The organism is Streptomyces sp. CB02056 (genome assembly GCF_001905545.1).
Lineage (GTDB): Bacteria > Actinomycetota > Actinomycetes > Streptomycetales > Streptomycetaceae > Kitasatospora.
This window is the reverse complement of sequence record NZ_LIPD01000004.1, coordinates 583,681-605,343: the sequence shown is the minus strand read 5'-3', so window position 1 is coordinate 605,343 and position 21,663 is coordinate 583,681. Positions and strand designations below refer to the sequence as shown.

The following is a 21,663-nucleotide window of genomic DNA, read 5'->3' as shown; positions in this document are numbered from 1 at the left end:
GACGGCCGCTGACGACCGCTGACGCCCGCCCACGACCGCCGACAGGGCCCACGGACGGCCGCTGACGCCCGCCCGGACGGCACCGCGGCCGCTCCCCCAACGGTGGCTCCCCCCACGGCCGTTGCCTCTCCCCGGCCGCCTCCTCCTGAAGTCGCTCGACCGCCATTGGAGACTCATGCGCATCACATCCGTCGGCCACGCCGGCCTGCTCGTGGAGACCAGTGCCGGGCGCATCCTCTGCGACCCCTGGTTCAATCCGGCGTTCTTCGCCTCGTGGTTCCCGTTCCCCGACAACGAGGCGATGGACACCGCCCAACTGCACACCGCGGAGTACCTGTACGTCTCCCACCTCCACCACGACCACTTCGACGCCGAGTGGCTGCGGACCCGGATGTCCAAGGACACCGTCGTCCTGCTGCCGGACTACCCGGTCCGCGACCTGCGGACGTCCCTGGAGGACCTCGGCTTCCGCCACTTCGTCCAGACCCGGGACCTCGAACCGACGCAACTGGACGGCGGCGTCCAGGTGATGGTCAACGCCCTCACCTCGCCGACCGACGGCCCGATCGGCGACTCCGCGATCCTCATCGACGACAACGGCACCCGGATCCTCAACCAGAACGACGCCCGCCCGGTCGACGAGCCCCGGATCAGGTCCTTCGGGCCGCTCGCCGGGCACTTCCTCCAGTACTCCGGGGCGATCTGGTACCCGATGGTGTACGACTTCCCCGCCCGGATGAAGCAGACCGTCGGCCGCCGCAAGCGCCGCAACGGCATGGCCCGCGCCCTGAACTACGTCGAGCAGTACGGCGCCGAGCACGTCTTCCCGTTCGCCGGGCCGCCCTGCTTCCTGGACGAGGAGCTCTTCCACCTCAACGACCTGGACGGCGACGACGCCAACATCTTCCCCGACCAGTGGGTCTTCCTCGACTTCCTCCGCGAGCGCGGGGTGACCAACACCCACCTCCTCCTGCCGGGCACCGTGGCCGAGTTGGGCCCGGACCGCAGCTGCCGGCTGGAGCAGGTCGACGAGCGGACGGTCGCCCGGATCCGCGACGACCGCACCGGCTACCTGCGCGAGTACCAGGCCCGCCGGGCCGACCGGATCCGCGCGGAGAAGGCCGGCTGGCCGACCACCCGCACCGACCTGCTGACCGGCCTGCGGGAGTGGGTGGAGCCGCTGCTGCAGTACGCCGACCGCACCTGCGAGGGCATCAACGGCCGGGTCCTGGTCGAGGTGGTGGACACCCCGGACGCGACCGGAGCCGAGGAGGGAGCCGACGGCGGGACCGGAGCCGGGACCGGAGCCGGGGCCGCACCCACCGAGCAGATCCTGTTCGACTTCCTGGACCGCCGGGTGGCCCGCTGGGCGGGCGAGGAGTGCCGCTACCGCTTCGAGCTGCCCCGGCCGCTGGTGGAGCGGATGGTCGCCGAGCGCTGCCCCGACTGGGCGAACGAGCTGTTCCTGTCCTGCCGTTTCAAGGCCGCCCGCAAGGGGCCCTTCAACGAGTTCGTGACCACCTTCTTCGCCTCCCTCTCGACCGAGCGGATGGCCTATGTCGAGGGCTACTACGCGGAGTTGAGCCAGACCGAGGAGCGCGCCCGGGCCGGCGACCACGTCGTCCAGCGGCTCTGCCCCCACCTCAAGGCGGACCTGGTCCGGTTCGGCTCCCACCGGGACGGCATCCTCACCTGCCGCCTGCACGACTGGGAGTTCGACCTGGCCACCGGCCGCTGCCTGACCAGTGACGACCGGAAGATCATCAGCGAGGCGCGGGTCAACCCGTCCGACGATGACCCGGACCTGCCCGAGATCCCCGCGGCCTGAACAGGACAGACATGACCCTTCCCCTGGTGTCGGTGGTCATCCCGCTCTACAACGACGCCCGCACACTGCCCGCCTGCCTGGACGCGGTGACCGCCCAGACCTACCCCAACCTCGAGATCGTCGTGGTCGACGACGCCAGCACCGACGACTCCGCCCTGGTGGCGGAGAAGTACCCGTGCCGACTGGTCCGCCAGGAGCGCAACGCGGGGCCCGCCGAGACCCGCAACCGCGGCGCCCGGGAGGCCCGCGGCGAGATCGTGTTCTTCCTGGACGCCGACGTCGGCCTCTCCCCGACCTCGGTCGCCGCCGCGGTGGAGCGCCTCGCCGCCGACCCGGAGACCGGGTCGGTGTGCGGCATCACCGCCAAGGAGCCGCTGCTGCCGACCACCCGGGTCGGGGACTACCGGATCCTCCAGTCGTACTACTGGCGGATCAGCTCCGAGGGCACCGTCACCCCCTGGTTCTCGGCCCTGGCGGCCATCCGCCGGTCGCTGTTCCTGGACTCCGGCGGGCTCAACCCGGCCCTGCGCCAGACCGAGGAGATCGACTTCGGCGTACGGCTGTCGGCCACCCACCGGATCGAGCTCAGCTCCGCGGTGGTCGGGCGGCACAACGACGAGGAGCAGCTGTCCGGGCTGGTCCGCAAGCTGTTCCGCCGGGCGCGCCTGCGGGTGCCGCTCTACGTGGACCACCGGGGCTTCATGCGCGGGTTCGAGACCCGCTCCCGGGCCGTCGCCGCGCTCGCCGCGGCCGGCGCGGTGGCCTCGCTACCGCTGGCCCTGGTGTCCCGCCGGACACTGCCCGCCACCGCCGCCCTGGCGGCCGGCGCCGTGCTCGCCGACCGCGGCTTCCACGCCTTCCTGGTCCGCGAGCGCGGGGTCCCGACGGCGGTCGCGTACACCGCCCTGCACTTCGCGGCGGGCACCGCGGTGACGGCGGGCGCGGCGGTCGGGGCCGGCCAGTGGCTGCTGAGCCCGCGGTTCCGGCGGCTGTACCGGCGCCAGGTGCCGCCGGTGGGCGCCGCCCGTCCGCCGCTCGCCGGTGCCCCCGGCCCGACCACCCCGCCGGCAGGCCGCCCGTGACCACCGACAGCCCCGTGACGCCCGACGGCCCCCGCCCCACCGCCCGCCCCCAGCGCGTACTGCTCACCGGCGCGGCCGGCTTCCTCGGCAGCGCCCTGGTCCGACGGCTCGGCAGCTCGCCCGTCCACCGGGTGGTCGCCCTCGACCGCCGCCCGCTGCCGCCCGGACTCGCCGCCCTGCCCTCCGTGGAGGCGGTGGTCGGCGACGTCCGGGACCGCACCCTGCTCGGCCGGCTGGCGGCCGAGGCGGACGTGGTGGTGCACGGCGCCGCCGCCCTGCCGAGCCACCCGGCGGCGGAGATCCGCTCGGTGGACGTCGACGGCACCCGCACCGTCCTGGACGCCGCCCGGCGGGCCGGGACCGACCGGGTGCTGCACATCTCCTCCACCGCGGTGTACGGCCTGCCGGAGCGCACGCCGACCCCGGAGACCCACCCGCTGGTCCCGGTCGACCCGTACAACGCCGCGAAGATCGCGGCCGAGCGGCTGTGCGCCGACTACCGCGACCGGGGCATGTGCGTGCCCGTCCTGCGCCCGAAGACCTTCATCGGCCCGGGCCGGCTGGGCGTCTTCGCGATGCTCTTCGACTGGGCGCTCGACGGCCGGGGCTTCCCCGTCCTCGGCGGCGGCCACACCCTCAACCAGATGCTGGACGTCGAGGACCTCTGCGACCTGGTGACCGCGGTGCTGACCCTGCCGGGCGAGCGGGTCAACCGGGAGTTCAACGTCGGCGCGGCCGAGTACGGCTCGTTCCGCGAGGACTGCCAGGTCGTCCTGGACCTCGCCGGCCACGGCAAGCGGGTCGTCCCGCTGCCGCTCGGCCCGGCGAAGGCCGCCCTGCGGACGCTGGCCGCGCTGCGGCTGTCCCCGGTCTACGGACGCCTCGTCCAGAAGCTCACCCGGGACTCCTGCGTCGACATCACCGACGCCCGCGAGGTGCTCGGTTTCACCCCCCGCCACTCCAACGCGACCGCCATCGAGCGCAGCTTCACCTGGTACCGCGCGAACCGGTCCGCCGTGGCCGGCACCACCGGCCGGACGCACTCCGACCGCTGGCGCGAGGGTGCCCTGCGCACGGTCAAGGTCCTCTTCTGACAGCAGCGAAGGGAACGGAAGTGAGTACTGCGAGCGAGTACCGAAAGGGCCTCATCGGCCCGCCGGTGCATCCGCCCGACGGGGCCACCGGCCCCCCGCCCGCCGACCTGCCCGAGGAGCCCGGCGGGTCCGGGCTGCCCGGGGAGCCCCGGCGCGGCTCGCTGGTGCGCGGCCTGCTCCGGCTGGTCAGACCGTTCCAGTGGCCGAAGAACGCGGTCGTCCTGGTGCTGCCCCTGCTGGCGTCCGGCGCCTCGCCGTGGCCGGCCGTCGCCGGCGCCCTGCCCGTCCTGGTCCTGTTCGTCCTCGCGTCCTCGGCCACCTACGTCGTCAACGACCTCGCCGACCGGGAGCGGGACCGCCGCCACCCGGTCAAACGCCACCGCCCGATCGCCTCCGGGGCCGTCCCGGTCCCGGTCGCGATCGTGCTCGGCGCCGTCCTCTACCTCGCCCTGCTGGCCGGCTCGGCGGCCGCGGGGGCCGCCGCCGTCCCCGTGCTCGTCTACGCGGTCACCAACATCCTGTACAGCTTCGTCCTCAAGCACGTCTCGGTGGTCGACGTCTTCGTCATCGCCACCGGCTTCGTGCTGCGGGTCTGCGCCGGCGCGATGGCGGCCTCCGTCCCGATCTCCTCCTGGTTCCTGCTCTGCGTCTTCTCGGTCTGCATCCTGCTCGGCTTCGGCAAGCGCCGGCACGAGCTGACCTCGGTGCAGGGCGGGCCCTCGGAGCTGCACCGGCCGGCCCTGCGCGCCTACTCCGTCCCGTTCCTGAACAGCATGGTCACCTTCGCCGCCTCGGTGACCGTGCTCGCCTACGTGTCCTTCCTGCAGAGCGACGCCGCGGCCGGCGGCATGCGCCAGCTGCGGATCCTGCTCTCCACTCCGCTGGCGGTCTTCGCGATCGCCCGCTACCTGCAGATCCTGCTGGTCAGCGAGGGCGGCGGCGAACCGACCCGGACCCTCTTCACGGACCGGACCATGCTCGCCGTCGGCGGACTGTGGCTGACCGGCTTCGGACTCCTGCTGGCGGTGCAGTCGTGGTGACGGCCCCTCAGCCCGGGCGCTTCGCGCTCCCCCGGCCCCGGCGGTCCTGGTTCCTCGCCGACCGGGCCGCCACCTGGCCGGTCCGGCTGCTGGCCGCGGTGAGCGCCGGGTGGCTGCTGTTCTGCGCGCTCCAGGAGGCGCTGACCGGCCGGGCCTGGTTCTGGGTCGTCCCCGGGGCCGCCCCGCCCCCGGTCCTGCTCGGCGTCCCGCTGCTGGTGCTGCTGGCCGCCCTCGCCCTCCGGCTGCGCCGCGGCCGCGGCCGGGTGCGCTGGCCCGCCGTCATGGGCGTGCTCTCGCTCGCCGTCGGGCTGGACCAGTCGGGGCTGACGCTGGCCGCGGCGACGGCCGACCGGACGGTGCCGCCCGGCGCGATCCACGTCGTCGCGCAGAACACCGAGTACTGGGGCTCCGACGTGGACCCGGACCGGTTCTACGCCTACCTCAAGGCCCAGAACGCCGACGTGTACCTGCTCCAGGAGTACCTGCACTGGGACGACGCGGCCGGCGCCGACGGCGCCCGCGAGGTGGACGACACCGCCCGGCTGAAGCGCGAGTTCCCGGGCTACCAGGTGGTCACCCGGGGCGAGTTGGTGACCCTCTCCCGGTTCCCCGTGGTGGCGCAGCCGCCGGTCGGCCCGGACCAGGAGCTGCGGGCGCGCGGGGAGGGCGACTGGTCGCGCGTCTTCGCCGGGGCCAAGGTGCTGCGCACCGACCTCGCGGTCAACGGCTCGGTGATGTCCTTCTACAACGTCCACATGCTCGTGCCGGTCGCCTACGGGATGCCCCCGCAGGACTTCCCGGCCGACGTGCACCGCCGGCAGCGGGAGCGCCGGCAGCAGTTCGACGGGCTGGTCCGGGACGTCCGGGCCAACCCCGACCCCCTGTTCATCGCCGGCGACTTCAACACCAACGCCGGCATGGGCGACCTCAACGAGCTGCGCGGCCTCACCCAGGACGCGGCGGACGCGGGCGACACGGTCCTGCCGATGTCCTGGGACGCCGGCAGCTGGCACGACTGGTGGCGCTTCGACTGGGCGTTCACCGCACACGGCTCCCGGACCCACCGCTACTCGCTGAGCAGCCCCGAGGGCACATCCGACCATCTCCGCCAGGACGCCTGGATCACCGGGCCCGCAACGGGAGGCACACATGGCTGATCCGGAGGCACACATGACCGGTCCGGAGGCACCCACGGCCGACGCACGGCCCACCGTGTCGGTGATCATCCCCAACTACAACTACGAGAAGACCATCGCGGCGGTCGTCGAGTCCGCCCTCGCGCAGACGTACCCCGTGCACGAGGTGCTCGTCGTCGACGACGGCAGCTCGGACCGCTCCCCGGAGATCGTCCGGCGCTACCCCGTCCGGCTGATCACCCAGCGCAACGGCGGGGTGTCCGTCGCCCGCAACCGCGGGGCGGCCGAGAGCACCGGGGAGATCCTGTTCTTCCTGGACTCCGACATCGCGCTGGACCCGGACGCGGTCGCGAACGCCGTGGCCCTGCTGGCGGAGCAGCCCGACCTCGGCTGCGTCCACGGGGTGGTCGGCAAGCGGGCGCTGTTCGACGACGGCCCGGTCGAGCGCTACCGCGTCCTGCACGAGTACTGGTGGCGCCGGCGGGCCACCGGCCGGGTGCGCACCGTCTTCTTCGCCATGTGCGCCATCCGGCGGGAGGTGTACGAGGAGATCGGCCCGCTGGACGAGACCCTGCGGGAGTCGGAGGACGTGGAGTACAGCGAGCGGCTGGCGGCGAAGTACCCGATCCTGCTGACCGAGCGCATCACCGGCCGGCACGACGACGTGGAGCGGCTGGGCGCGCTGCTCGGCGAGCAGTACCGGCGCTCGCAGCTGCTGGTGGCGTTCGCCGGCGCCCACCGCTTCAGCCCCGGGGCGCTCAAGGCGAACCGGATGCCGGGCGTGCTGGCCACCGCCGCCACCTGGGGGAGCCTGCCGCTACTGCTGCTCACGCCCAAGGCGGCCGTCCTCCCGGCGCTGGGCGTGGCCTGGTTCGCGGTGGCGGACCCGGGGCTGGCCCGGTTCGTGGTGCGCGACCAGGGGCTGCGGTACTACCCGGTGTTCGTCGGCTACCACTTCCTGCTGCACACCGCGCTGGTGGCGGGCGTCGCCCGGGGCGCGGTGCGGGCGCTCACCGAACGCGGCTTCCGGCGGCCGCGGCACCCGGCGTCATGACGGACGGTGTCACGGCGGACGGCGTCGCGGCGGACGGCGTCACGGCGGACGCGTCCGGGGGCGGTCCGGCCGGCCCGCCGCGGGGCCGGCGGCGGCTGCTGACCGCCGTCCTGCTGGTCGCCGGCGTCGCGGGCCTGGTCGCGGTGGCCCGCAACGACGCCTGGAGCCTGGTCACCAGGATGGCGGACGGCTGGTCCCTGGCCCTGCTGGCGGTGTCCGTACTGACGAACGTCGGCGGGCTACTGCTCGGCCTGCTGTCCTGGCGGGCCGTCCTGGACGACCTGGGGCCGCCCGTCGGGCTGTTCGGCAGCGCCCGGATCTTCTTCTGCGGGCTGCTCGGCAAGTTCCTCCCGACCCCGGTCTTCGGGCTGCTCGCGCACATCCAGCTGGGCGCCGAGCACGGGGCCACGGCCGGACGGATGGTCACCACCTACGTGGTCAGCCTGGGCATCACCATGCTGACCGCCTGCCTCGCCGCGCTCGGCATCGCGCCCGCCGTGCTCGGCGGCAACACCTGGTGGCTGGCCCTGCCGGTCCTGGTGCTGCTCTGCTTCGTGGTCCGTCCGGGCCTGATCGGCGCGGCGGTGGAGCACGGCGCCCGGCTGTTCCGCCGACCGCCGCCGTCCGGGCGCAACTCGCCCCGCGCGGTGCGGGTTTCGCTCGCCCTGGCCCTGCTGTCCTGGTTCTCGGCCGGCCTGCACCTGTGGCTGATCGTGGTCGCCCTGGGCGGGCCGCCCGGCCGCTCGCTGGCGGCCTGCGTCGGGGGGTTCGCGCTCGCCACCGTCGCGGGCACGCTGACGATCGTCCTCCCGGACGGCCTGGGCGCCCGGGAGATGGTCCTGGTGCTGTCGCTGTCGACGGTCGTGCCGGTCTCCACGGCCGGCGCGGCCGCGATCGTCTCCCGGCTGGTCTGCACAGTGGCCGAACTGGGCACCGCCGGGGTAATGATTCTGGTGACCAGGTCGCGGCGGGGCACTGCCCCGGCCGCGCCCGGCGACACCACTGCCGATCCCCCTGGAGGGAAGACTGATGCGGTACCGCAGCCTCGGAGTTGACGGCCAGTCGGCCAGCGTTCTCTGTCTCGGCGCGATGACCTTCGGCACCACCGTCGACGAGGAGACCGCGACGGCGATCCTCGACCGGTTCACGGAAGCCGGTGGGACGTTCATCGACACCTCGAACAACTACGCCTTCTGGGCGCCCGGCGCGAACGGCTACGAGAGCGAGGAACTGCTCGGCCGCTGGACGGCCCGCCGCGGCAACCGCGACGACCTGGTGCTCGCCACCAAGCTCGGCGCCCGCCCGGTGCCCGGACTGCCCTTCCCCGAGCACATCGAGGGCCTGTCCGCCCGCGCGGTGCGGGAGGCGGCGGAGGGCAGCCTGCGCCGCCTCGGCACCGACCGGCTGGACCTGTACTACGCGCACGTGGCCGACCCGGCCACACCGGTCGAGGAGACCATGGGCGCCTTCGCCGGGCTGGTCGCCGACGGCAAGGTCACCGCCCTCGGGTGCAGCAACCACAGCGCCGCCCAGCTGGCCGACGCCAACGACCTTGCCGCCGACCGGGGTTGGCCCGGCTACCGGTGCGTCCAGCAGCGCCACAGCTACCTGCGGCCGAGGCCCGACGCGGACTTCGGCGTCCAGAAGCACGCCGACGAGGCCCTGCTCTCGTACCTCACGGCGCGGCCCTCGATGGCGCTGCTCGCCTACTCCCCGCTGCTCGGCGGCTCGTACTGCCGCCCGGACCGCCCGCTGCGCGCGGAGTACGAGCGGCCGGAGACGAAGGCCCGGCTGGCCGTACTGGCGGAGGTGGCCGAGGAGACCGGCGCCACCGTCAACCAGGTGGTGCTGGCCTGGCTGATCGGCCACCCCGTCCCGACCGTCCCGGTGGTCGGCGCCAGCTCCGTCGCCCAACTGGAGGAGAGCCTGGGCGCGTTGGACCTCGTCCTCGACGAGGAGCAGCGCCGACGGCTGGACACCGCGGCCTGACCGGACCTCCCGCCAGCCGTCGGGGCCTGTCGTGCGGGACAGGCCCCGGCCCCGTGCCCGTCGGTCAGAGCCAGCCCTCCTTCGCGGCGCGCACCCCCGCCTCGAACCGGCTGCGCGCGCCCAGCCGGTTCATCAGCTGGGAGCTCATCCGGCGCACCGTGCGCAGCGACAGCCCGAGCCGCCGGGAGGCCACCTCGTCGGTGCAGCCGATGCTCAGCAGGAGCAGCAACTCCCTTTCCTGGGGCGTCAGATCGTGCTCGTTGCGGCGCGGGTCCTGGCCGAACGGCGTGCCCGCCGCCCAGAACTCCTCGAACAGCAGGGCCAGCGCGCTCACCACCCCCGGGGTCCGGACCTCCAGCGCGCCCGCGCGGCCGTCCTGCGGGTCGATCGGCACCAGCGCGGTCTCCCGGTCCACCACCACCAGCAGCAGCGGCAGGAAGGGCACCGTGCAGGCCTGCCCGCCGAGCCGGGTGAACCAGCGGACGTACTCCAGCGTCGCCGGGTCGTTGCGGAAGCTCTCCTGGTAGACGCTCCTGATCCGCACCCCGCGTTCCAGCGCCTGCCGGTCCAGCGGCTCGCTGGCGTCCATGGTGTCCGGCAGCTGGGCGCCGCCGGGCAGCAGCGACAGGCACTCGCGCTCGGCGGTGGAGGCCAGGTCCTCCAGCCGCTTGCGGACCATGTCCAGCCCCTCCAGCCGGTGGATGACCTCGTACCGCGAGGCCCGGTTGGCGTTGAACCGGGCGCTCAGCGCCGTCACCGCCTGCTCGGCGGACTCGATCTGCCGCTGGCGCCGGCTGAGGTCGGCGGTGGCCCGCGAGAGCAGGAACCCGAACCCGACGTCCGGGTTGAACGGCACCGCGTCCCGGCAGCCGTCCTCCAGGTTCACCAGGTCCAGCTCGGCCAACCGGTTCAACGCGACCCGCACCCGTTCCTCACTCCACCCCAACCGCTCGGCCATGTCGACGACCCGGAACCCCGGCTCCTCCACGATCAGCCGGTACACCGCCTCCGCCGACGGTTCGATGCCCAGCACCTCAAGCACAGCAGATACCCCCGTATGGTCCCGCTCGTCACCACAGGGAGGCTAAGCCAGCTAGCCGACTAGGTCTATACCAATATTTCTCGGATGCCCACCGTCCCGCCCCGGGGGCCGACAGCACGGGTCACGCCCCGCCGGGCAGGCGCACGGCGGGGCGGACGCGTCCCGGGCCGCGGCCGGTCAGAAGCGCCAGGCGGGGTCGTCGGCGATCGCCAGCAGCTCGTCCGTTCCCAGGCCCGCGCCGGACGCGCCGGCCCACTGCTGGAGCGTCACCGTCCGACCGTCGGCACGCTGCACGCGGACGTACTGGGAGACGCGGCCGCCCTGCGGGAAGGTCAGCGTCATCGCCTCGCCCCGGGCGCCGCCCGGGAGTTCGGCCACCTGGCAGTTGGTGCGCGGGGCCGCCTCCTGCGGCGAGGGCACGCCGGGGCGCGGCGTGACCTTGGGCAGGGCGATCGTGGCGCAGAGCGGTACGTTCGGGGCGTCGGCGGTCCGGTCGGCGCCGCCGACGAGCTCCACCTGGCCCACCGGGGACGCCCAGTCGACCCGGAAGGTGCGGCCGGGAATGTCACCGCCGCGCACCGTCGTGCCGCCGCCCGCCGGAAGGAGCCCGGCCAGGGTGGCGCCCAGCTGCTCGCTGCTCCAGCCGGTGGGCCGGCCGCCGCCGGGGCCGAAGGAGTCCGGTCGCAGCGGTTGCGGGGCGTCGCCGGCCGCGCCGGCCAGGGTCAGCGGGCCGGTCAGCGGGTCGGCGGCCACCGCCGTGCCGCCCGGGTCGTGGGCGGCACCGCCGGTCGGCAGGCCCCCCAGCAGGGCGGTCAGAGCCGCGGCGGCTGCCACCCCGGCGCCGGCCCGCACGGCCAGCCGCACGCCGCTGCGGCGTCGTCCGGCGGCCACTGCCGCGTCCACCGAGTCGGCGGGCAGTGGCGGTTCGGTGCCGAGCCCGGTGGCGAGCAGGGCCCGCAGCTCGTCCTGCCCGTCGAGGGCGTGGTCATGTGTCACAGCAGTTCCTTCAGGGGGGTAGGGGTGACGGCCAGTTCGTCGAACGGGTCGGTCTCGCCGAGCAGCTCGCGCAGCCGGGCGAGAGCCCGGAAGGTGTGGCTCTTGACCGTGCCGGCGGTGCAGCCGAGCGCCTTGGCGGTGGCCGCGATGTCCAGGTCGACCCAGAACCGCAGGACCACCACGGCCCGCTGACGCGGCGGCAGCGCGGCCAGCGCGGCCCGGACCTGGAGGCCCAGCGAGGGGTCGGCTCCCTGGCCGGCCCGGTCGGGCAGCACGGGCGTCGGGTCCTCGCGCCGCCAGCGGCGCCGGGTGTGGTCGATGCAGGACCGGGTCAGCACCCGGTGGGCGTAGGCCTCCAGGTTGGCGATCCGGTGCCGCCTTCCCCACACCGCGTACAGCTTGGTCAGTGCGGTCTGCGTGATGTCCTCGGCGTGGTGCCAGTCGCCGCACATCAGGTACGCGGTCCGCCGCAGGTGCGGCAACCGGTCCTCGGCGAAGCCGCGGAACTCCTCCAGGTCTGCGCTACGCACAGGGCGTGCCCTCCGTTCGTCTCTGCCCTCTCCGACGGAGCGGACCCGCTGCCGGGATGTCACCGGAGGGGGAAAACCCGAGGGATCTTTCTGACGGGCCGTGACATCCTCTGCGGCCCCCTGCTCCGTCGATCCAGTGGCAGGGCCGGCGAGCGGCCCGCCGAATCCAGGGCGTCGCCCCACCGAGAGGACACTATGCAAGGCATACACAGAAAAGGCCCGAGGCGGGTGGGCCGGTGGCCGGCCGTCGCGCTGGGCGCGGTGCTGGCGGGCACGGCCGTCGCCCCGGCCGGCTGGGCGTCGCCGGCCGAGGCACCCGCCGGGGGCTCCGCACCGGCGGCGGGCCGGCCGGTCCGGGTGACCCTGGTGACCGGCGACCGGGTCACCGCCCTGGTCGGCACCGACGGCGGGGTGTCGCTGGTCGCCGTACAGCCCGGGCCCGGACGCGAGGACGTGACCTTCACCCAGCGCTCCGGCGCCCCGGGCACGCTCACCCTGCTCCCCGCGGACGCCGTCGAGCCGCTGAGCACCGGGCGGCTGGACCCGCGGCTGTTCGACGTCGCCGGGCTGATCGCCCAGGGCTACGACGACGCGGGCACCGCCGAGCTGCCGCTGATCCTCGGCTCGGACCGACCCGGCGCCAAGGGGTTCGCCGCCGCCGCGCCGCCGGCCGGGGCCACCGTCGTACGCACGCTGGAGAGCGTGCACGGCGTGGCCCTGCGCGCCCCGAAGGCCCGCACGGGCGAGCTCTGGCAGCAGCTCGCCCGGCCCGGCGCCGGGCTCGCCGCGAGCGGGGTGGACAAGGTCTGGCTGGACGGCAAGGTGACCGCCGCGCTCGACCGGTCGACCGCGCAGATCGGCGCCCCGCAGGCCTGGTCGTCCGGCTGGACCGGCAAGGGCGTCAAGGTCGCGGTGCTGGACAGCGGCATCGACCGCGGGCACCCCGACGTGGCCGGCTCCCTCGGCGAGAGCTCCGACTTCACCCTCGCCGACCCGGCCCGGGAAGGCCCCACCCCAGTGGCCTCCGACGCGGACGGCCACGGCACGCACGTCGCCTCGATCGTGGCGGGCACCGGCTCCGCCTCCGACGGCCGGTTCAGGGGCGTCGCCCCCGAGGCCCGGCTGCTGGTCGGCAAGGTGCTGGACGACGAGGGCAACGGCCAGGAGTCCTGGGCGCTCCAGGGCATGGAGTGGGCCGCGGCCCGCGCGCCGATCGTCAACACCAGCTTCACCGGCGCCGCCACCGACGGCACCGACCCGCTGGCCCAGGCCGTCAACACGCTCTCCGCCCGCTACGGCACGCTCTTCGTCGCCGCGGCCGGCAACAGCGGCCGGCCCGGCACCGTCGGCACCCCCGGCTCGGCGGACGCCGCGCTGACCGTGGGTGCCGTCGACCGCGACGGCTCGCTGGCCGGCCTCTCCAGCCAGGGCCCTCGCACCGGCGACCACGCCGTCAAGCCGGACCTCACGGCCCCCGGCATCGGCATCGTCGCCGCCCGCGCCGCCGGGACGGACGGCCAGAACCCGGTCGGCGACCGGTACACGGCCATCTCCGGCACCTCGATGGCGGCCCCGCACGTCGCCGGAGCCGCCGCCCTGCTCCTCCAGCAGCACCCGGACTGGAAGGGGCCGCAGCTCAAGGCCACGCTCGTGTCCTCCGCCGCCCCGCTGGCCGGGCGCGGCGCGTACGAGCAGGGCGCCGGGCGGGTCGACGTCGCCCGGGCCACCACCCAGGAGGTGTACGCGACCGCCGAGGGCACCGGGATCCGCCTGGACGACGCGTCCGACGCGGCCCCGACCAGCCGGACCGTCACGTACCACAACGCCGGCGGCACGCCTGTCACCCTGGACCTGGCCGCCTGGTCCACCGGGCCGGCCGGCGGGTTCACCGTCGCCCCCGCCCGGCTGACCGTCCCGGCCGGCGCCAGCGCACCGGCCACCGTGACCGTGGACCCGGCCCGGATCGCCGCGGGCGCCTCGCTGACCGGCCGGGTGACCGCGACCGGCCCCGGCGGCACCGCCGTCACCACCCCGTACGCGCTCACCCGCGAGGCCGTCCGGCACGACGTCACCGTCACCGCGGTCGACCGCGACGGCGCTCCGGTGGGACCGGGCACCTGGATGACCCAGTCGATGATCGGCCTGGTCAACCTGGACACCCGGGAGTCCTTCCCGCTCCGGTTCACCGGCGGCACCGCCACCGCCCGGGTACCCGAGGGCCGCTACAACCTCGGCGGCAAGCTGGTCACCCCCGGCGCCGGGACCGCAAGCCCGACGTCCACCCTGTTCCTCCAGCCCGAGCTGGAGCTGCGCGGCGACACCAGGATCGCCGTCGACGCCCGGCAGGGCAGGCAGCTGACCGTCACGGTGCCCGGCCGCGCCACCACCGGCTGGTCGCTCTCCGCGGCCTACTGCTACCGCACCGGCGGCGACGAGGGGTGCGCCGACTCCTTCGCGGCCATCGGCCGGCCCGGCAACCTGTACGTCATCCCAGGCGGCCGACCCGGCGCCGGCCGGCTGGACTTCACGGCGCAGAGCGTCCAGAACGGCCCGCAGCAGCAGAACGGACGGCTGCCGGACCGCTACGACCTGCTGGTGCACACCACCGGCGGGCTCCCGGACCCGGCCTTCACCGTCGACCCCGGCGAGCTGGCCACCCTCAACACCCGCTACTTCGCCCAGGCCCCCGGCACGGCGGGCGACTTCAGCAGCTTCGCGGAGGCCGGCGGCGTCGGCGGCCTCAGCATCGCGGAGCCGAACTTCGCGCTGCCGGCCGTCCGCACCGAGTACTTCACCGTCAAGGACCAGCGCCGCGAGACGACCTTCGGCCAGAACGCCGGGCCCGGCGGCGAGATGGTCCCCTCCACGGTGAGCCAGAGCGGTGCCCTGCGCTGCGCGGCCGGCGAGACCTGTGCCGAGCGCTGGAACGCCGCCGTCATCGGACCCGGCCTCGCCCCCGGCCAGGGCGGCGCGGCCACCATGGCCCGCACCAGCGACGGCTTCCTCACGCTGGCGCCGCAGCTGTTCAGCGACGCCTCACCCGGCCACATCGGCTCACCGTGGACGCGGCGGCTGGACGACACCGTCCGGATCGACCTGGAGCGGGACGGCAAGCGGATCGGCAGCAGCGCACGGGAGTCCGCCGACTTCGCCGTGCCGGCCGGCGACGCCACCTACCGGCTGACCGCGAAGGCCACCCGGTCCGAGCCGTGGGCCGCGCTGTCCGGCACCGTCGAGGCGGTCTGGACCTTCCGCTCGGGAGCCGTCGCACCGGGCCCCGGCGGCGCCCCGCGCAGCACCCCGCTGCCGATCCACGCGGTCCGCTTCACCGCCCCGGTCAACCCGGACAACCAGGCGCCGCGCAAGCAGCACACGCTGCTCGCCGCCGTGGAGCGGCAGAGCGGCGCGCCCGCCGCGACCGTCGCCAGCCTGGAGGTCCAGGTCTCCTTCGACGACGGCGCCAACTGGCGCAACGCCCCGGTGCAGCCGGGCGACAGCGGCTACCGGGTCACCGTCGACCCGCCGGCCGGGACGGGCGGCTTCGTCTCGCTCAGGGCCGTGGCCCGGGATGCCGACGGCGGCTCCGTCGAGCAGACCGCGCTCCGCGCCTACCGGCTGACACCGTGAAGCGGGCTCGGTGGCCCGGGGTCTCCCCCGCGCCACCGAGCCGTCGGGCCGCCTCGCACCCGGCCCCCTTCGGCGGGCGCCGAACCCGAAGGAGTCCCTGTCCGGGACTGCTACCCGGACCGATCCCTGAGGCGCGACCCCTAAGGGCGTAGACACGCTCACCAGCGGGCATGGCACGGTTGCAGTGCAACGTCATCAGCCGTGAGAAGGTACCGATCATGAGTGCAGTGAAGTTCATCCTCAATGTCATCTGGTTGGTTTTCTGCGGCATTTGGATGGCTCTTGCCTACGTGCTCGCCGGAATCATCTGCTGTGTACTGGTCATTACCATCCCGTTCGGCATCGCCTCCTTCCGGATCGCCGGCTTCATCCTGTGGCCGTTCGGGCGGACGGCGGTGGAGCGGCCGGACGCCGGGCCGGCGTCGTGCGTCGGGAACGTGATCTGGCTGGTCTTCGCCGGGTGGTGGCTGGCGATCGGGCACCTGATCACCAGCATCCCGCTGTTCCTGTCGATCATCGGCATCCCCTTCGGGTGGGCCAACCTGAAGATGATCCCGATCTCGCTGATGCCGCTCGGCCGCGAGATCGTGCCGACGGACCGGGAGTGGGGCGCGCGGTAACCGGGACACGGACCTCGACGGCCGGCGACGGGCAGCAGCCCGCGCCGGCCGTCCGCGTTCGCGCGCGGGGGGGCGGGCGTCAGCGGCCGAGGCGGGACTCCAGGGCGCGCAGGTCCGCGGTGAGGGCGGACCGCACCGGGCGGGACATCAGCGGGCCGGCCAGGCGGAGGCCGCCGCGGACCCGGATGCGGGCGAAGGTGCCGGTCCGGGTGGGCTCGAAGGTGTAGGTGACGCGCATGGGCATCGGCCCGGCGACGGAGACCATGTCGAGCACCGTCGGCGGGTCGTGGCGCGACACGCGCAGCACGTACGAGAAGGACCGGCCCAGGAAGTGCGCGGTCCGGGTGACCTCGGCGCCCGCGCCGAAGCCGCCGGTGTCGGCCTCCCGGGTGAGGGTGGCGCTGCGGATGCCCCGGGTCCACTCGGAGTCGTGGCGCCAGTCCATCGCGTAGGCGGCGACCGTGGCGGGCGGGAGGGGGATCAGGCGTTCCACTGTGACGTCGAGCATGATCACACTCTCCCGCCGGGCGAGCCGGCGCGCTCCCCGGACTCGCCCGGGCGGAGGCGGGCCCCGGTCAGAGCCCCAGGATCCGCTGGGCCTGCGCCCGCATCTCGACCTTGCGGATCTTCCCGGTGACCGTCATCGGGAACTCCTCGACGACGTGCACGTAGCGCGGGATCTTGACGTGGGCGAGCCGGCCCGCGCAGTACCCGCGGACGGCCTCGGCGGTGAGCGGCTCGGCGCCCTCCCGCATCCGGATCCAGGCCATCAGCTCCTCCCCGTACTTGGCGTCGGGGACACCGATGACCTGGACGTCGAGGATGTCCGGGTGGGTGTGGAGGAACTCCTCGATCTCGCGCGGGTAGAGGTTCTCGCCGCCGCGGATCACCATGTCCTTGATCCGGCCGGTGATGGCGAGGTAGCCGTCCTCGTCCATCACCGCGAGGTCCCCGGTGTGCATCCAGCGGGCGGCGTCGACGGCCTCGGCGGTGCGCTCCGGCTCGCCCCAGTAGCCGAGCATGACGGAGTAGCCGCGGGTGCAGAGCTCGCCGGGTTCGCCGCGCGGGACGGTACGGCCGGTGGCCGGGTCGACCACCTTGACCTCCAGGTGCGGGCCGACCCGGCCCACCGTGGCGACCCTCCGCTCGACCGGGTCGTCGACCCGGGTCTGGGTGGAGACCGGCGAGGTCTCGGTCATGCCGTAGCAGATGGAGACCTGCGCCATGCCCATCCGCCCGATGACCTCCTTCATCACCTCGCTCGGGCAGGGCGAGCCGGCCATGATGCCGGTGCGCAGGCTGCCGAGGTCGTAACGGTCGAAGTCCGGGTCGGCCAGCTCGGCGATGAACATGGTCGGCACGCCGTACAGCGAGGTGCAGCGCTCGGCGGCGACGGCGGCCAGGGTGGCGCCGGGCTCGAAGGAGGGGGCGGGGATGACCATGCAGGCGCCGTGCGAGGTGGCGGCGAGATTGCCCATCACCATGCCGAAGCAGTGGTAGAACGGCACCGGGACGCAGATCCGGTCCTGCTCGGTGTAGGCGAGCAACTCCCCGACGAAGTATCCGTTGTTGAGGATGTTGTGGTGGGAGAGCGTCGCACCCTTGGGGAAGCCGGTCGTCCCGGAGGTGTACTGGATGTTGATCGGGTCGTCGGGCGCCAACTCGCCCTGCCGTTCGGCGAGTCGGGCCGGGTCGGCGCGCCGTCCGGCGGCGGTCACGGCGTCCCAGTCGGGGCCGCCGAGCAGCAGGACGTGCTCCAACTCCGGACAGCGGGGCCGCACTTCAGAGATCATCCCGGCGTAGTCGGAGGTCTTGAAGCGCTCGGCGGCGACCAGCAGCCGGATGCCGGCCTGGTTCAGCACGTACTCCAACTCGTGGGCGCGGTAGGCCGGATTGACCGTGACCAGGATCGCGCCGAGCTTGGCGGTGGCGTACTGGGTGAGCGTCCACTCGGCGCAGTTGGGGGCCCAGATGCCGACCCGGTCCCCCTTGGCGATCCCGAGTTCCAGCAGGCCGAGCGCCAGGGCGTCGACGTCGGCGGCGAGTTCGGCGTACGTCCAGCGGCGGGCGGTGGCCCGGTCGACCAGGGCGTCGCGCCCGGGGAAGGCGCGCACCGCGCGGTCGAGGTTCTCCCCGATGGTGTCGCCGAGCAGCGGGACGTCCGAGGTGCCGGAGGCGTAGCTGCGCGGGGTCGGCGTGGTCGGCACGGGCGGGCTCCCTGGGGACGGCGGTGCGGGACGGGGTCCATGGTCGCGGGCGCCGGCCCCGCGCCGCCACCCCCGAACGGGGGTACGGACACGGCGCTGGGGCCGCCCGTCACGGTCGACGGACGGCCCCAGCGCGCGGGGTCACTTGTTGATGCAGGTGTTGCCGAACGCCGGGTTGAGGAGCCCGATGATGTCGATCGAGTTCCCGCAGACGTTGGCCTCCAGGTTGATCGGGACCTGGATCACGTTGCCGGACAGGATGCCGGGCGAACCGATGGCGGCCCCGTTGGCGGTGGCGTCGCCGGCGGACGCGGTGCCGGCCCCGGCGAGGACCGTCACCGCGGCGAGGGCGGTGGCGGCGAAGGTGGTACGCATACGCATTGCGTCACTCCTTGTGAGCAGAGCGGGTCGAAGTGTGACGATCACACCTCGCCCACGATCACAAGGGATGCGCTCCTCCGCACGCCGGATTCGCCCGTCTAGGGCGTGTCGCCCTCCCGACCCACCGGCTCCCCGCCCTCGGGACCGGCGCCACCGAGCGATTCCAGCAGGTCCCGGGCCGGACGCAGGCCCGGCTCGGCCGCCACCGCGCGGTGCAGCAGCCCGAGGGCGAGCGGCCCCTCCCCGGCCGCCAGGGCCTCCAGTGCGCGGTTGTAGTCGATCCGTCCGGCGTAACGCAGCCGGAACAGCACGGACAGGTCCTCCCGGCAGGACGGGCAGCGCAGGGTCACCGGGTCCGCCGGAACCCTGCACAGCGGGCACGGCACCGGCGGGGCCCCAAGGGCCGCGACAGCGCCCCCGGCGCCCGGGACGGACACGGCGTCCACGGCGCTCATCGCGGCCCCGCCTCCTCCGGCCGGACCGGGCCGAGCGACTCCTGGGCCGGCTCGCTGCCCAGCTCCCGCTGCGCCTGCGCGTACAGGGCCAGCAGGTTCGACATGTGGGTGTTCACGTCCGCCATGTTGGGCGCCTCCACGGCCTCGTCCAGGCCGCGCAGCTCGGCCATGATCAGCTGGGCCAGGGCGGGCGAGACCATGCTCTGGGTCACGTAGATGTTGCACATGGTCAGCATCCGCATGGTGTGCCCGAGCGAGTCGCACAGCTCGTCCGCCTTGCGGGCCGAGCGCACCGCGCCGTCCCAGTCGGCGGCCTCCCGGCGCAGCCGCAGCTCGGCGGCCACCGACCGCAACCGGTCCAGGTCGCTCGGGTCGAGGAGCTTCTCGCAGTAGTGGATGAACAGGCTCAGGTACGCCTCCGAGCCGCGCACCCAGCGCTGGGCCTTGAGCTGCTGCTGGGCCCGCTCCAGCGCCGCGTCCACCGACTGGCCGCGGGTCTGCCCGGCCGCCAGGTCGTCCAGGGTGTCCATCAGCCGCTGCGCCTCGCGCATCTCGGCCTCGGTCAGCTCGCCGCCCCAGCGGTCGGTGAAGGACTCGATCTGCCGCTGCTGCTCCTCCACCTGCACCTTCAGCTCCGGGTCGAGGGTGACCCGCTCCAGCTTGACGGTCTTCTCGGCGCCGCCCTGGATCCGCACCGACAGCGTGATGGTGCGGTCCCGGTCGAGGCCGAAGGCGACCTCCACCGGGGTACGGCCGCCCAGGCCCTCGGGCAGCCGCAGGGTGAGGTGGCCGATCAGCTCGTTCTGCTGGGCGATCTCGTGCTCGCCCTCGTAGACCGCGACCTCCAGCCGCTGCCGGCCGCTGCCGGAGACCACGAACTCCCGGCTGACCGGCGAACTCGTCGGGTAGCTGGTGTTCTTGGGGATGATGACGGCGAGGCGGCCGTCGTTCAGCTCGATGCCGAGGTTCTTCGGGGTGATGTCGAACGGGTTGGTGACCTGCGCCAGTTCGCCGCAGCCCGGGCAGACCTCGCAGCCCGGCGGGTTCACCAGGCCGCAGGAGGCGCAGCGCAGGCCGACGTCCTCGGCGGCGGTGGTGGCCACCCTGGTGTGGCCCGGGGCGGCCGAGTTGAGCGGCTCGCCGCACAGCTCGCAGGCGGTGACGCCGGGGGCGGCCGGGGTGCCGCAGCGCGGGCAGTTGCCGCCGTGCACCACGGCGGTGGCCCGGGTGGCCTGCCGCGGGACCGTCCCGCCGCCGCCCGAACCGTCCAGCGCCTGCTCGCACTTGGGGCAGGAGGCCGCCCCGGCGTCGACCGGGAGGTGGCAGGTCGGGCAGGAGACCCGGTCGCCGCCGAGCAGGCCGGCGGCGCAGTTGGCGCAGTTGGAGGCGGACAGGTCGCCGGGGGCCCGGCACTCGGGGCACTCCACCTCGCCGACCAGCGCGGACTGCACGGCCGCGCCGAGCGCCACGCACTGCATCGGGTTGACGCCGCGCCGGATCCGGCGGGGGCCGAAGACCTCGCCGAGCCGGCGGGCGACCAGCGGGATCGCGGTCGAGCCGCCGACCAGCACCACCTCGTCGATGTCCCCGACGGTCAGGTTGGCCTGCATGATGGCCTTGTGGGTCAGCTCGATGGTGCGCTCGATCCGGGCCTCGATCAGCTCCTCGAAGCGGGCCCGCTCGAACTCCGTCTCCAGCACCAGCTGTCCGGCGCCCAGGCCCGGCAGGATGACCTCGGAGGACTCCTGGTGGGAGAGCTCGATCTTGATGGTCTCGGCGGTGGCGGCGATCTTCGGACGGTCGCGCAGGTCGGGCTGGTACTCCGCGCCGTACTCCTCCCGGATGTCCTCCAGCAGCGCGGTGGTGATCCCCCGGTCGAAGTCGTCGCCGCCGAGCAGGTTGTCGCCCTCGATGCCGAGCACCGAGACCGAGCCGGGCACCAGCAGCAGGATGGAGATGTCGAAGGTGCCGCCGCCGAGGTCGTAGACCAGGACGGTCTTCCCCTCCTCGCCCGCCTCGGAGGTGATCCCGTAGGCGAGGGCGGCTGCGGTCGGCTCGTTGATGATCCGCAGCACGTGCAGGCCGGCCATCCGGCCCGCCTCCTGGGTGGCCGCGACCTGCCGCTCGCCGAAGTACGCGGGGACGGTGATGACGGCGCGGTGGAAGGGCTCGCCGAAGCGCTGCTCGGCGTCCTCCTTGAGGCGGCGCAGGATGATCGCGGAGATCTCGATCGGGGTGTACGAGCGGCCGTTGAACCAGACGTTGACGTCGCCGTCGGTGCCCGCGGTGACCTTGTAGTCCACCTCCTTCAGGGCCGCCTGGACCTGCGGGTCCTTGAACTTGCGGCCCATGAAGCGCTTGACCGAGCGGATCACGTTGGCGCCGTCGACGGCGATCCGGCTGCGCGCGGTGGAACCCACCAGCAGCTCGCCCTTGCGGCCGCTGCCGACCACGGAGGGCGTCGCCTCCTGGTTCTGCCGGTTGAAGATGATCTCCGGCTCGCCCCGGCGCAGGTGGGCGACCACGGAGTTGGTGGTGCCCAGGTCGATGCCGAGTGTGCGGTACATGTCGTTCCCCTCTTG

General features: G+C 74.1%; 18 protein-coding genes. 10 read left to right on the top strand and 8 right to left on the bottom strand.

Annotated elements, in window-relative coordinates:
- The first annotated feature begins 175 nt into the window (after positions 1-175).
- The 8 genes from AMK13_RS14650 to AMK13_RS14615 are packed head-to-tail and all read left to right on the top strand — an operon-like array spanning position 176 to position 9,223.
- Positions 176-1,828 (top strand): MBL fold metallo-hydrolase, encoded by a 1,653-nt coding sequence (locus AMK13_RS14650; protein WP_074002492.1) that lies wholly within the window; start codon positions 176-178, stop codon positions 1,826-1,828.
- A gap of 11 nt (positions 1,829-1,839) precedes the next feature.
- Positions 1,840-2,910 carry a glycosyltransferase family 2 protein gene (locus AMK13_RS14645; protein ID WP_074002491.1) on the top strand — a complete coding sequence of 357 codons (1,071 nt, stop codon included), beginning with the start codon at positions 1,840-1,842 and terminating at the stop codon, positions 2,908-2,910.
- Positions 2,907-4,004 carry an NAD-dependent epimerase/dehydratase family protein gene (locus AMK13_RS14640; RefSeq protein ID WP_241852879.1) on the top strand — a complete coding sequence of 366 codons (1,098 nt, stop codon included), beginning with the start codon at positions 2,907-2,909 and terminating at the stop codon, positions 4,002-4,004. Before AMK13_RS14645 ends, AMK13_RS14640 begins: the two co-directional genes overlap by 4 nt.
- Positions 4,005-4,024: 20 nt before the next feature.
- The gene (locus tag AMK13_RS43475; protein ID WP_074002490.1) at positions 4,025-5,044 is read left to right on the top strand and encodes a UbiA prenyltransferase family protein; all 1,020 of its coding nucleotides are present in this window, start codon (positions 4,025-4,027) and stop codon (positions 5,042-5,044) included.
- Complete coding sequence (locus AMK13_RS14630) at positions 5,041-6,201, top strand: endonuclease/exonuclease/phosphatase family protein (protein WP_206745847.1); 1,161 nt, start codon at positions 5,041-5,043, stop codon at positions 6,199-6,201. Before AMK13_RS43475 ends, AMK13_RS14630 begins: the two co-directional genes overlap by 4 nt.
- Positions 6,194-7,234: a glycosyltransferase family 2 protein gene (locus tag AMK13_RS14625; RefSeq protein ID WP_241852878.1), complete on the top strand. Its 1,041-nt coding sequence runs from the start codon at positions 6,194-6,196 to the stop codon at positions 7,232-7,234. Before AMK13_RS14630 ends, AMK13_RS14625 begins: the two co-directional genes overlap by 8 nt.
- Positions 7,231-8,289 (top strand): lysylphosphatidylglycerol synthase transmembrane domain-containing protein, encoded by a 1,059-nt coding sequence (locus AMK13_RS14620; RefSeq protein WP_074002487.1) that lies wholly within the window; start codon positions 7,231-7,233, stop codon positions 8,287-8,289. The genes AMK13_RS14625 and AMK13_RS14620 overlap by 4 nt, the downstream gene beginning before the upstream one ends.
- A complete protein-coding gene (locus AMK13_RS14615; RefSeq protein ID WP_074002486.1) occupies positions 8,264-9,223 on the top strand; it encodes an aldo/keto reductase in 960 nt (319 codons plus the stop codon). The genes AMK13_RS14620 and AMK13_RS14615 overlap by 26 nt, the downstream gene beginning before the upstream one ends.
- A 64-nt stretch (positions 9,224-9,287) precedes the next feature.
- On the opposite strand, the gene AMK13_RS14610 is transcribed toward AMK13_RS14615, so the two are convergent.
- The 3 genes from AMK13_RS14610 to AMK13_RS14600 all read right to left on the bottom strand — a co-directional run bounded on the left by AMK13_RS14610 (position 9,288) and on the right by AMK13_RS14600 (position 11,791).
- Entirely contained in the window at positions 9,288-10,265 is a 978-nt protein-coding gene (locus AMK13_RS14610) for a helix-turn-helix domain-containing protein (RefSeq protein ID WP_049656999.1), read from the bottom strand.
- Positions 10,266-10,442: 177 nt separating this feature from the next.
- Positions 10,443-11,261, bottom strand: a complete 819-nt coding sequence (locus tag AMK13_RS14605; RefSeq protein WP_074002485.1) for a hypothetical protein — start codon at positions 11,259-11,261, stop codon at positions 10,443-10,445.
- Positions 11,258-11,791, bottom strand: coding sequence for a SigE family RNA polymerase sigma factor (locus tag AMK13_RS14600; RefSeq protein ID WP_049661368.1), 534 nt, complete (start codon positions 11,789-11,791; stop codon positions 11,258-11,260). The genes AMK13_RS14605 and AMK13_RS14600 overlap by 4 nt, the downstream gene beginning before the upstream one ends.
- A gap of 228 nt (positions 11,792-12,019) precedes the next feature.
- On the opposite strand from AMK13_RS14600, the gene AMK13_RS14595 reads away from it, so the two are divergent.
- Both AMK13_RS14595 and AMK13_RS14590 read left to right on the top strand, forming a co-directional pair.
- The gene (locus tag AMK13_RS14595) at positions 12,020-15,418 is read left to right on the top strand and encodes a S8 family serine peptidase (protein WP_079272116.1); all 3,399 of its coding nucleotides are present in this window, start codon (positions 12,020-12,022) and stop codon (positions 15,416-15,418) included.
- 218 nt (positions 15,419-15,636) lie between these two features.
- Positions 15,637-16,038 (top strand): YccF domain-containing protein, encoded by a 402-nt coding sequence (locus AMK13_RS14590; RefSeq protein ID WP_074002484.1) that lies wholly within the window; start codon positions 15,637-15,639, stop codon positions 16,036-16,038.
- A 79-nt stretch (positions 16,039-16,117) separates the two neighbouring features.
- Here the strand turns inward: AMK13_RS14590 and AMK13_RS14585 are convergent, their stop codons facing one another.
- The 5 genes from AMK13_RS14585 to AMK13_RS14565 all read right to left on the bottom strand — a co-directional run bounded on the left by AMK13_RS14585 (position 16,118) and on the right by AMK13_RS14565 (position 21,648).
- Positions 16,118-16,549 (bottom strand): SRPBCC family protein, encoded by a 432-nt coding sequence (locus tag AMK13_RS14585; protein WP_049656735.1) that lies wholly within the window; start codon positions 16,547-16,549, stop codon positions 16,118-16,120.
- Positions 16,550-16,613: 64 nt separating this feature from the next.
- Positions 16,614-18,245 (bottom strand): AMP-binding protein, encoded by a 1,632-nt coding sequence (locus AMK13_RS14580; RefSeq protein WP_074002483.1) that lies wholly within the window; start codon positions 18,243-18,245, stop codon positions 16,614-16,616.
- Positions 18,246-18,386: 141 nt separating this feature from the next.
- Positions 18,387-18,626: a chaplin gene (locus AMK13_RS14575; protein ID WP_079272115.1), complete on the bottom strand. Its 240-nt coding sequence runs from the start codon at positions 18,624-18,626 to the stop codon at positions 18,387-18,389.
- 98 nt (positions 18,627-18,724) lie between these two features.
- Positions 18,725-19,081 (bottom strand): hypothetical protein, encoded by a 357-nt coding sequence (locus AMK13_RS14570; protein ID WP_074002481.1) that lies wholly within the window; start codon positions 19,079-19,081, stop codon positions 18,725-18,727.
- Entirely contained in the window at positions 19,078-21,648 is a 2,571-nt protein-coding gene (locus AMK13_RS14565) for an Hsp70 family protein (protein WP_074002480.1), read from the bottom strand. Before AMK13_RS14565 ends, AMK13_RS14570 begins: the two co-directional genes overlap by 4 nt.
- Positions 21,649-21,663: the final 15 nt, after the last annotated feature.